Origin of the sequence: Haloquadratum walsbyi J07HQW2 (assembly GCF_000415985.1) — an archaeon.
Lineage (GTDB): Archaea > Halobacteriota > Halobacteria > Halobacteriales > Haloferacaceae > Haloquadratum > Haloquadratum walsbyi_B.
In genome coordinates this window covers 2,378,686-2,389,273 of record NZ_KE356561.1, presented here as the reverse complement: position 1 = coordinate 2,389,273, position 10,588 = coordinate 2,378,686, and the positions used below count along the sequence as shown (strand labels likewise).

Genomic DNA, 10,588 nt, shown 5'->3' with positions numbered 1-10,588 from the left:
TTCCATCAACGTATGAATCAATGATAAAGATACTAATTATGATAGAACTAATTTCATTACGAAATACTGATATTAATTGGAATAACCAATGTCAAGAAATTTTATCAGTACTTAATTCTCAACGATTAACAGCAGTCACCCGATGAACGGTAATACTGAGCAGATTGAGATTGATTATGCGGCTCGTGCCCGTGAACAACTTGGATTCTCGCGATGGTGGTTACTCCTCGCTGCTGCAGTCAGTATGGCACTTGTCAGTCCATATCAGTACGTGTGGTCATCAATCGAAGGACCCTTGTCGGCTCAGTTTGGTATCCAAGCTCCAGCACTGGGTGCTGTCTTTACATTATTTGTGATTTTTCAAGCTGGGTCGCAGTTTCCCGTTGGGTGGTGGCGAGATAAACGTGGTCCAAAGGCGCTCTCGTTTGCTGCAGCAGCACTGGCTGGGGGTGGGTATATTGGGCTTGCATATGCCACAGCAGTGTGGCAGGTATACGTTCTGTACTCACTCGGTGCAATCGGAGTTGGAATTGTATACACAGTATCAGTCAATACAGCTCTAAAATGGTTTCCAGATCGACCAGGATTAACTACAGGCATTGGAACAATGGCATTTGCAGCTGGAAGTGCGCTTGTAGTTCCATTTGTTCGAGCAAATGCAACAGCTGCATCATATCCGTTTGTGCTTCGAACGCTTGGTGTTATCATCGGTTTAGGGATCTTCATCGGCGCACTCATTCTCCGTGACCCACCAGATAGATGGGCAGAGGCTCAGACGAAGAACACTGAAAATGGTCTTACCGAGACTGATAGTGATACAAGAGACACCCCTGAGGTAGCTCAGAAGCAGTATACTTGGCGAGAAGTACTTCGAACATGGCAGTTTTGGGTAATGTATGGTATGTTCATCGCTGTCAGTGGAGCAGGACTGATGCTCACCGCGAAAGTCGTCTCATTCGCAAATGCGCTCGGGTTAACCGCAGTAACAGCAACCGCCTCTGCGACGCTATTACCTGTTGCCGGAGGAGCAGGTCGTCTCATTCTTGGCGACCTTTCTGATCGGGTTCCACGAGAGCGGGCTATGGCAGTATCGTTTACACTGTGTGGAGTTGGTCTTGCGGCGGTCGTTTACTTCGCTCAGAATGAGTCCGCACTCGGATTTCTGGCAGCGGTTATTATGACAACATTCTTTTGGAGTCCACAGTATACACTTTTCCCTAGCGTTGTTGGAACATACTATGGGAGTGCAAACTCATCAGCCAACTATGCGTTGTTGTACTCAGGAAAAATGTGGGGTGGGGTTTTTGGAGGAGCCGCTGCTGGGTGGCTCGTTAACCAGGTCGGCTGGTCAGGTGCCTTCTTAACAGGATCGGGGCTGGCGATTATTGCTGGTGTCGCAGCACTTGCGCTTCGATCGCCAAAAATATCAGATACAGAATATGTTGAAGCTGATGTCGACGCTAGTGATTAATCGAAGGTTGTGTGAAATTAATGGCTCAATATTACAGAAATCAGTATTATGATTGAGAGCACTGGCTGCTTCGTTAAGATAATAATTGCATACTCATATACACTGTTAGCGTTGAAATCTCAGAATCCGATTGCTGCCCCATCTTTTCTTGGGTCCGTCGCACCAGAGAGAACATCACCACGACGACGAGTGAATTGGGCGCCTCCAAATGCACTTGGGGGGCGAACAGTTACGTCATGACCGCGCCGGGCAAGTTTTCCAAGAACGCCGTCAGCAAATCGCTCTTCAATAGCAAGAGAGCCATCATCACAGTAGCGCCATCGTGGTGCATTGAGGGCGGCTTGTGGATCAAAGCCGTAGTCAATTAGATTAGCAAGAACCTGCAGATGCCCCTGTGGTTGCATATACCCACCCATCACACCGAATGCAGCCCAGTCGTCTGAATCGAATTGAATCAATCCTGGAATAAGTGTATGGAAGGGACGCTTTTTCGGTTCAAGTGCGTTTGGATGCGATGGATCGAGGGTGAACGATGCACCACGGTTTTGCAGGACAATTCCCGTATCAGGTACGACAACACCACTACCGAATGGTCCAAAGATTGAGTTGATTAACGAGACAACATTACCCGCCTTATCAGCAACTGTTAACAGTACAGTATCGCTCTCTTCTGGAGGCATCCCTGGTCCGCCGACACTGACGTCACTGGCACGTTCATCAATACTTTTTGCCCGATTGACTGCATGCGATGATGCGGCGAGATCGGGAACGGATTCAAATGTCGGATCAGTAATGTAATGATGCCCATCGTGGAACGCTCGTTTCAATGACTCTGCATAATAATGGATTCGATCTGCAGAGTCATATGCGTATGAACCAGCATCGATCTCGGAGGCAATATTGAGTGCTTCAAGTGCAATCAATCCTTGATTGTTCGGGGGGAGTTCATACACTGTTGTCCCGCGATATGTTGTTGAGACTGGGTCAACATACTCAGCCTCAAAATCTGCAAGATCAGAGGGTTCTAACAGCCCACCACGGTCACGGACGGCGGTCGCGATTTGTGTCGCAAGCGGGCCTTCATAGAATGCGTCAGCACTACCCTCAGCAATCGTTTCAAATGTTTCAGCGAGATGCGGGAGTCGAATGACGTCACCAACCGATGGAGTGCCGTCTGATACGTGGAAGGCTTCTTTTCCGACGGTATCAACGAACACATCAGCATTGCGCGCCCATGCACTGGCAATAATTTCTGAGACAGGATATCCCTCACTCGCATATGTAATTGCTGGCTCAAGTGTTGTGTTAAGCTCATAGCGACCATGGTCCATGAGAAGACGTTCCCAACCACGGACAGTCCCTGGGACAGTAACAGCCAGTGGACCGGAAGCGGGCATTGTTGGGGTGTTAGAGTCGACGCGATTACGAACGGTCTCACGGGTCGCGGCTGCAGGAGCACCACCACAGCTCCGCATTGCACCAACATCACCCTCTGCGGTTCGATACATTGCGAATACGTCACCGCCAATGCCTGTGCTCATTGGTTCAACAACGTTCAGTGTAGCAGCAGTCGCGACAGCGGCGTCAAAGGCATTACCGCCATTTCGAAGCAATTGAATCCCAGCCTGTGCTGCCAACGGCTGGCTTGTCGCAACGATACCATTGTGTGCGTACATCGTTGAACGGCGCGAGTCAAATTTATCTAAATCAGGGTTTGTCGACAGCTCATCTGATGAGAAATCTATCTCTGAATCGGTAGGCTGGGTCACGAGTAAAACGTTAATCTCTCGATATAAAATTGTACGTGAATAATTTGTGTCTACATATTTCCATTCGTATCAAATACTTGTGATTATAAGATTATAATAGAGAATACATTGAGTATCGAGGAAACAGCTCTCACACAGATAGATACGAGGTAAGCATCAGTAGTACTTGAAACTATGACGTGAGTCACTATTACCGTTCTGTCACCGAGTCACGATGGATGAAGAGAAATAAGAATATATACCAATCATCAGATCTAAATTCAGTGCTTGTACCAGTCAGTGTGGTCTCGTATAACCAGAGAGTACTAAGATCCGTCCGAGGAACCACACGCTGAGCACGAGCAGTAAATTTTACACACCGGATTCGCACAATCGGGGTTTTGAGCGGTGCAATACTCTCGACCGTGAGTAATCATCAACACGTGCAGTGAGTACTTCAGATCATCCGGAACCTGCTCATTCAATTCAGTATGTGCACGTTTATTCGACGCCGTTGAATCAAGAAGCCCAAATCGTTTTGCAAGCCGTTCAACATGCGTATCAACGGCGAATGTTGGCTTTTCAAAGTGAAAATTCAGAACGACGCTGGCTGTTTTCGGTCCGATCCCTTTGATATTGGTGAGCCATGATTGGGCCGCATCAGTTGGTTGATCTGCAAGAAATCCAAGTGTATATTCGCCATCTGTTTCCTCACGAATCGCTGTTAATGCACGTTGGATTCGAGCGGCTTTTTGATTTTTCAATCCTGCGACTTCAATTACATCTGCAAGTTCTTCATGTGGTGCAGTCTCCATTGCTTGGTAATCTGGATATCTCTCAAATAGCGCATGTGTCGCACGGGCAGTTTGTGCATCAGCGACACTCTGTGAAAGGATAGTTCCGAGAAGTTGTCGGACACCATCTGTGGTATGTGCTGGGTCAGGGCGTTCATGCAAAGAGACAAGATCACGGTGCAGTTCGCGGATATCCATATTAATGAATGGAAGCCAACAGTAAATAACGCCTCGGCTGGTCGTTAATATATGCACCGTGTTAGACCGTGCCGGATTATTTAGGTGTGTGGCGACATAATTGAGTATACTGAATGGTTTCAAGAGAGACGCCATCGTCAGGTGTGAAATCAAAACAAGACGATGTCAATCTCAGCGAAGACAGCGAAACTGGACATAAAACGTATCCAGATATACATACTATCAGCTCCGACGTGGTCAGTGATAATACTAACATTAATATTGACATTAATTTCGGACCTGTCATGACTATACGGTCCAATGATCAATTCCTGTGGCGGGATACCGGCAGTGCTGACACTGATATGATTGTCACTGACACAATGTGGTCTTAATTATATGATGAGTTTAGCAATAATCAAACAAATGAATATTACTGAAGAGATGACACAACTAGAAGCAAAAGTGATTGTGGACGCATCACTGATACAAACATTCACGAGGAAACAATGAGCGATGATGATGGAAACAGTGAGGAAGATAAAGATAAATCTCATATCTCAGACCCAATCCAATCGCCAATACCAGAGTTTGATTCCCCTCAGCCAACAGATGAAGATGGATTCCCAACCGGTGAGCCTGCGATTGGCTGTATAGAGTGTCAATCTGCACTTCGTGAGGCAACACGGGAGACAACTGCATTTTTATTATTAGATGCACTCACGATCCCAATCGTTGGATGTTCGGACCATCGCGAAGAATTTGCATCAGTTTGCGGATTGACGAGCGATGAGGCTGCTCAAGTCGTTGAGTATCTGCCTGCTGGAGGCGTCAATTGTCCAAGTTGTCAGCTCGCACCGCGAACACCTAATCATCCGGTTATTCCTATTGGAAACGGCGGCGTCGCAATCCTCGCATGTTCTGAGCATCAATCAGAGCTTATTAATCGGTTTCAAACTGGACTTGCAACGCGCGACCAACTTACAACCAGTCTTGATACGATACGGTAGTCTGTGTGTGGACTGCCCACGACTCAGACCGTGAACTATCTGGTCGATTCTTTATCATCAAAACTGTACTCACAAAGATATTATTATCCAGAAGCCACTATATTGGCTGCTTTTTGTTACCGACGTCACAGTATATTCATATTGAGCGGCTATCGGCAATCATTGTCCATTGATAAACAGATACAGATTCATACAGTCGTCACTCACAGTGTGAATTAATGACACGTGATCTGACGAAACGCGACTTACTTCGGATAGGTATTGTCAGTGCTGGGAGTGTCTTCACAGGATGTATGACCACAGCATCTGAATCGAGTGAGCAACAGATCACGATTCCCGATGAGCCACCCTGTGCGGATGATCTACAGATCAAGCAGATAGCGGCTACAGTTGGTGGTGAGGTGCATCCAGTTGTTGAACTCCAAGTAGAAAATCAGGGATCAAATCCAATTAGTTATGAGCTACAGGTCATTTTTGAACAGGGAACTTCGCTTGGAATTGATGCGCGAACTGGGCGATCGACCGTCACAGAGACCGTCGACGGAGGAGAAATAATCACACATCGAGTGAGCGATAATGCGCGAGATATCAAAAATACTGATAGCTACATTGTCAACGTCGTTGCGGTCAACTGTCAAGATGAGCGGACATGACAACGCTCAACGGACTTTTTGAAACGGTTGGTTTCCTCCTCCGAGATCGTAAAACACCGGCAGGACGGGCGACAAATGCGGGGTTATATGTACTCAATATAGTATTTATCAGCCTGTATATTATCTCGACATATGCTATTTCAACACCGTACGTAACCGTCATTCGTATTCTTGAAATCACTCTGGGGGTTGTGTTTTTGCTTGAATACATTATCAGAGTGACCTCTGCACCGAATCCAAGCGCAGAGATAACAAACCCATACACGGTTATCGATCTTATTGCCATTCTTCCGGTATTCGTTATTTTTGGACCTGATATTGGATTTCTCCGTGGATTTCATATCCTCCGTGTATTTCGCTTTCTTCGGTTGATAATAGATGAACAACAGATATTTGGGAAGTCAATTGATATACGGACAGTCCGGCAATTGGAAGTATCAACAACGATTCTACTGATATTCATTGTTGCAACTGGATTTATATACGCTGTTGAGGCTCCCGCAAATCAAGCAATTTCAAATTTCGGTGATGCATTTTATTATACCGTCATTGCTGTCTCAACGGTTGGGTTCGGTGATATTGTCCCACAAACAGTCATCGGTCGGTGGGTCACAGTCATCGCAGTGCTTGTTGGATTCGTGCTTGTTCCATGGCTAGCAAGTCGGTTGCAAGCACCCGATACAGATATTAAAACAGCACATCAGACCAACTGTCCAGAGTGTGAGGAGACTATTATCATCACTGACCAATATTGTCGTCATTGTGGTCATGCGCTCACTGACAAAGCTGATACTCAGACATGAATTAAATTAAAACGGTTTATAATGAAACTCAAGTTCAACCACAGCTTGGCTACTATAATTGACTGAGAGGGAGACTCCACAATCTCGGTTACTAACATTAAAGAATATGTTTTTTTGAGCCAACGCAGATAATATAGCATTCATATTTATATCACAGTCTCGTATGATGGATTTCAGACCAGCGCTCACTCGCTTACGGGTAGATGGTTGAGCTATGATGTGGATGCCACTGACATTGGGATTTTATCTGTATTATTGCCATGAGCTGGAAGTTGCCATGCAGTGTTTGAGGCACTTGCCATCGGTTGCGGTGTTGATGTGACTTCAAATGTTTTGTTAGTTGCAGCAGGGGTAACGAGTGCTCCAAGAAGCACTCTTGCAACATCAGCCCGCGAGATTGTCCCCCAAAGATTCGCATCTGAGTCCGTCTCAGCGACCGTGACAGTGTCAGTTCGTGGTCCATTGGTCAATACACCGGGTTGGATGATCACATGTCGAAATGGTGCTTTCCGAATTGCCGCCTCGGCGTCGGCCTTAGCAGCCTGAATTGGACCAATAATAGTGTTAAACACCGTTGCAAGAGGGCTCGCTGAGCCAGTACCAACACCAATTGCTGATTCCATACAAAATGTGTCGACATCGGCAGACACAGCTGTATCAACAAGCGCACGAGTACCGGCGCCATCGACGAATCGATCAGCAGATCGAATATCACCGAGAGTTGACCCGACGGTGCTGATAATTGCATCTACATCTGTGAGTGCAGTTTCAAGATCATCTGGATTGAGCAGGTCATCAACAACTACCTCATCAGCACCCGCTTCATGCAGCATTGATCGTTTCGTCTCTGATCGGGTAAGAGCCCGGATAGTTGGAACACGTGATTCAGCAAGCCGCAAAACCGCCCGACCGGTGTCACCGCTCGCACCTGCAATGAACAGCGTCTGTGGCGGTGAGTATAAATCAGCAGTCAAATCGCTCATGAATATTATTTCATTCCGAGTGCGAAGAACATGCGGGTCTGATCAACGATCAACTCATAGGACGATGGCATACTAACTCCGAAATATCAAACAACCGGTTCACATGATGAAATACATTATCGGTGAGGTTTTCAATATGAGAAGTCGAAGGTTATGCTTCAGAAAGGTTGAAAAAAAGCATATGATATGTCAGCAATTGATGCTAGAGATATCTCGAAACGATACGGGACGGTAACAGCACTCGATCGCGTCACTCTCAATGTTGAACCAGGTGAAATTTTTGGATTTCTTGGACCCAACGGTGCAGGAAAATCAACATTCTTGAATCTCATGCTCGGATTTACACAGCCTTCAACGGGTTCAATTAGTGTTTTTGATCATGACTGTCAACAGGAGGGCATTATGGCTCGTGATCGTATTGGCGTTCTACCTGAGGGGTATGATGTTATTGATCATCTTACCGGTCGGCAACATATTGAGTATGCAATAAGAGCGAAACAAGTTGGTAATGACGCTGACCCATTGAGTGTGCTTGATCGCGTTGGGCTTACCGAGGATGCTGAACGGATGGCAACTGAATATTCAAAGGGTATGAAACAGCGGCTTGTCTTGGGAATGGCATTGGCTGGCGAACCAGACCTTCTCTTACTTGATGAGCCAACTGCTGGGTTAGATCCAACAGGTGTTGCAGAGCTTCGTTCGATTATTCGTGACGAGAATAAGCGCGGTGCGACAGTGTTTTTTTCAAGTCATGTTCTTGAACAGGTCGAAGCTGTCTGTGATCGAGTTGGAATCCTCCAGAATGGTGAATTGATTGCTGTAGATACAATTAACGGACTCAGAAGCTCTCTTGGTGGCGGAACAAAACTTGAGATTACGGTTGATGCATTGCAGAACGGGACCGTCCAGACAATACAGGGAATCGAAGGAGTCGAGACAGCAGTAGCACCAGATAACTCGACGATTGAGGCAACATGCACGAATGATGCAAAGATGGATATCCTCGTTGGGCTTCAAGATGCGGGCGTTGATGTTGTTAATTTCCGGACGCAGGAAGCATCACTTGAGGATATGTTTATCGAGTACACCGAGAGTGACCGTCTTCACAACAATAGCAATAGCAATCGTAGTTACAACGGTACACAGCAGGAGGTTGCCAGTGACTCCAGCAATCAGCAACAAAAGGATCATTATTCACAACCCAAAGAGCAATCGCAGGACTCAATCCAAGGATCAAAATCAGAATCAGAGGTTCCGTCAAAATGACATCACAGTGGCGACCAGTCGCTCGACAGGACTGGTCACAGGCGGTTGAACAACGGAGTGTGAAAGTATTGCTTGCGCTACCGGTTATCGTGATTTTGTTATCTGCGTATCTTTATCCAGTATTAGCACAATCACAGATTACGACTGGACGGTTCGGAAGTTTCGTTCGAGGGCTACTGCGCGTAGTAATACCGATTGTTGGAGCGCTACTTGGATACAACGCTATTGCTGGTGATTTTGAATCGGGGTCACTGTTACTCACGTTATCATTACCGCAGCGTCGTCGGACAGTTGTACTTGCTCGATTCATAGCACGTGCTGGATTGCTAATCATAGCAACACTCTGTGCCGTCATCGTTGGGATGGGTCTAGTCGTATATCCGCGTGGATCATTTGAGCCACTCGGGGTGTTGATATTTATTATTACTACTGCTAGCTTCAGTGCCATTTGGGTCGGTATCGGTGTTGCAGTCTCGACGCTTGTTGCGACGACTCGCCGGGCGCTTGGACTTGGATTTGCGATTGTGATCTTATTCGCAATTGTGTGGGATATTATTGAGAGTGTACTTCGTGGTGTCTTATTGAGTGCTGATATGATCTCTGGAGAACTCCCTGGACTGATTCAGTTTGTGTTTGGGCTTTCACCAGGAAATGCGTTCTCTACGGTCATCATCGGGTTTGTTGATACAACACAAGCGGTCACAGGCGTATGGTATCTAAGTGAATGGGTTGCAGCCATTGTGCTGCTTGGCTGGATCGTTGGACCACTTACAGTTGGCGTGCTTCGATTCGAGCGGAGGGATCTACAATGAGTAAATTGGGTAGGATCGATACCACTGGATGGCGGAGCGTTGCTCAAACCGATGCGCGGCGAGCCCGACGGACACCAACAATATTACTTCTTCTTGGCATTATTATGATCACCTCAATTGGGTACAGTGTGATATATACGTACATTGGTGTCAGTGATCCAACGTTCATGGGATTCCTTGATGGAGTTACTAGCCTGCTCTCGTTTATTATTCCAGTTGTCGGGCTACTTTTGGGATATAAGTCGATTGCTCATACACGAGATACGGGGAGTGTTTTACTTGCGTTATCATTCCCACAGTCGCGGGCGGGATTGGTCATTGGAACCTTACTCAGTCGTTGGATCCTTCTTGGAATTACAACGGTTGCTGGATTGATCCTCAGCGGTAGCATTGCTGCTACGCTATACGGAACTGAAGGAATGATCGCATACCCATGGGTCATTGTAATGACTCTGCTGTATAGTGCTGCATTCGTTGGGATCGGCGTGGGAATTTCAACCGCGACCACAAGTGAGCGCTGGATTACTCTCAGTACATTTGGTAGCTATTTTCTGTTAATTATTATCTGGGATGGGTTTACTACAGCAATATTGCTCATTCTTCATCGATTTAATTTTAACATATTAGCGTCGCCCCCTGACTGGATGTTGCTATTTGGATTGCTTAGCCCTGAATCAGCCTATCATCTTCTGCTGCGAGTAAGTGCTGGTATTGATGTCGCCGGTCGGTATGTTGCTGATACGACGCCAATATATGTCGGATGGTGGGCTGCAGTTGGTGTATTAGGTATCTGGATTTCACTTCCAGTTATATTTGGATTCTATCGGTTTCGTGCAGCTGATCTATAAGATGTTGAATATATTGTCTATAT

11 protein-coding genes are annotated in these 10,588 nt (G+C 46.4%); 8 read left to right on the top strand and 3 right to left on the bottom strand.

Annotation, left to right across the window (positions count from 1 at the left end):
* Nucleotides 1-142 precede the first annotated feature (142 nt).
* On the top strand, nt 143-1,471 hold the full coding sequence (locus tag J07HQW2_RS11170) for an OFA family MFS transporter (protein WP_021055625.1): 1,329 nt from the start codon (nt 143-145) through the stop codon (nt 1,469-1,471).
* A 119-nt stretch (nt 1,472-1,590) separates the two neighbouring features.
* Here J07HQW2_RS11170 and ggt read toward each other — a convergent pair whose 3' ends face one another.
* Both ggt and nth read right to left on the bottom strand, forming a co-directional pair.
* On the bottom strand, nt 1,591-3,147 hold the full coding sequence (gene ggt, locus J07HQW2_RS11165; RefSeq protein WP_048075650.1) for a gamma-glutamyltransferase: 1,557 nt from the start codon (nt 3,145-3,147) through the stop codon (nt 1,591-1,593).
* Nucleotides 3,148-3,545: 398 nt separating this feature from the next.
* Entirely contained in the window at nt 3,546-4,211 is a 666-nt protein-coding gene (nth, locus tag J07HQW2_RS11160; RefSeq protein WP_021055623.1) for an endonuclease III domain-containing protein, read from the bottom strand.
* Between the two features lie 113 nt (nt 4,212-4,324).
* Between nth and J07HQW2_RS11155 the strand changes: the two genes are divergently transcribed.
* The 4 genes from J07HQW2_RS11155 to J07HQW2_RS11140 all read left to right on the top strand — a co-directional run bounded on the left by J07HQW2_RS11155 (nt 4,325) and on the right by J07HQW2_RS11140 (nt 6,656).
* Nucleotides 4,325-4,585 (top strand): hypothetical protein, encoded by a 261-nt coding sequence (locus J07HQW2_RS11155; protein WP_021055622.1) that lies wholly within the window; start codon nt 4,325-4,327, stop codon nt 4,583-4,585.
* Nucleotides 4,586-4,699: 114 nt separating this feature from the next.
* Nucleotides 4,700-5,200 (top strand): hypothetical protein, encoded by a 501-nt coding sequence (locus J07HQW2_RS11150; RefSeq protein WP_021055620.1) that lies wholly within the window; start codon nt 4,700-4,702, stop codon nt 5,198-5,200.
* Nucleotides 5,201-5,418: 218 nt separating this feature from the next.
* Nucleotides 5,419-5,853, top strand: a complete 435-nt coding sequence (locus J07HQW2_RS11145; RefSeq protein WP_021055619.1) for a hypothetical protein — start codon at nt 5,419-5,421, stop codon at nt 5,851-5,853.
* Complete coding sequence (locus tag J07HQW2_RS11140; protein WP_021055618.1) at nt 5,850-6,656, top strand: ion channel; 807 nt, start codon at nt 5,850-5,852, stop codon at nt 6,654-6,656. The genes J07HQW2_RS11145 and J07HQW2_RS11140 overlap by 4 nt, the downstream gene beginning before the upstream one ends.
* 212 nt (nt 6,657-6,868) lie before the next feature.
* Here J07HQW2_RS11140 and J07HQW2_RS11135 read toward each other — a convergent pair whose 3' ends face one another.
* Nucleotides 6,869-7,639, bottom strand: a complete 771-nt coding sequence (locus tag J07HQW2_RS11135) for an NAD(P)H-binding protein (protein WP_021055616.1) — start codon at nt 7,637-7,639, stop codon at nt 6,869-6,871.
* A gap of 186 nt (nt 7,640-7,825) precedes the next feature.
* Here J07HQW2_RS11135 and J07HQW2_RS11130 point away from each other — a divergent pair, with 186 nt between their 5' ends.
* Genes J07HQW2_RS11130 through J07HQW2_RS11120 form a run of 3 tightly spaced genes read left to right on the top strand, consistent with a single transcriptional unit; the run spans nt 7,826 to nt 10,565 of the window.
* Nucleotides 7,826-8,905, top strand: coding sequence for an ABC transporter ATP-binding protein (locus J07HQW2_RS11130; protein ID WP_021055615.1), 1,080 nt, complete (start codon nt 7,826-7,828; stop codon nt 8,903-8,905).
* Nucleotides 8,902-9,717, top strand: a complete 816-nt coding sequence (locus J07HQW2_RS11125; protein WP_021055614.1) for an ABC transporter permease subunit — start codon at nt 8,902-8,904, stop codon at nt 9,715-9,717. The genes J07HQW2_RS11130 and J07HQW2_RS11125 overlap by 4 nt, the downstream gene beginning before the upstream one ends.
* Entirely contained in the window at nt 9,714-10,565 is an 852-nt protein-coding gene (locus J07HQW2_RS11120) for an ABC transporter permease subunit (RefSeq protein WP_021055613.1), read from the top strand. The genes J07HQW2_RS11125 and J07HQW2_RS11120 overlap by 4 nt, the downstream gene beginning before the upstream one ends.
* Nucleotides 10,566-10,588: the final 23 nt, after the last annotated feature.

What these genes read in the sequence shown, in the direction of transcription:
- J07HQW2_RS11130 (WP_021055615.1), top strand. Translation starts at nt 7,826, where the DNA reads ATGTCAGCAATTGATGCTAGAGATATCTCGAAACGATACGGGACGGTA.
- J07HQW2_RS11125 (WP_021055614.1), top strand. Translation starts at nt 8,902, where the DNA reads ATGACATCACAGTGGCGACCAGTCGCTCGACAGGACTGGTCACAGGCG.
- J07HQW2_RS11150 (WP_021055620.1), top strand. Translation starts at nt 4,700, where the DNA reads ATGAGCGATGATGATGGAAACAGTGAGGAAGATAAAGATAAATCTCAT.
- nth (WP_021055623.1), bottom strand. Translation starts at nt 4,211, where the DNA reads ATGGATATCCGCGAACTGCACCGTGATCTTGTCTCTTTGCATGAACGC.
- J07HQW2_RS11135 (WP_021055616.1), bottom strand. Translation starts at nt 7,639, where the DNA reads ATGAGCGATTTGACTGCTGATTTATACTCACCGCCACAGACGCTGTTC.
- J07HQW2_RS11170 (WP_021055625.1), top strand. Translation starts at nt 143, where the DNA reads ATGAACGGTAATACTGAGCAGATTGAGATTGATTATGCGGCTCGTGCC.
- J07HQW2_RS11155 (WP_021055622.1), top strand. Translation starts at nt 4,325, where the DNA reads ATGGTTTCAAGAGAGACGCCATCGTCAGGTGTGAAATCAAAACAAGAC.
- ggt (WP_048075650.1), bottom strand. Translation starts at nt 3,147, where the DNA reads ATGTACGCACACAATGGTATCGTTGCGACAAGCCAGCCGTTGGCAGCA.
- J07HQW2_RS11120 (WP_021055613.1), top strand. Translation starts at nt 9,714, where the DNA reads ATGAGTAAATTGGGTAGGATCGATACCACTGGATGGCGGAGCGTTGCT.
- J07HQW2_RS11140 (WP_021055618.1), top strand. Translation starts at nt 5,850, where the DNA reads ATGACAACGCTCAACGGACTTTTTGAAACGGTTGGTTTCCTCCTCCGA.
- J07HQW2_RS11145 (WP_021055619.1), top strand. Translation starts at nt 5,419, where the DNA reads ATGACACGTGATCTGACGAAACGCGACTTACTTCGGATAGGTATTGTC.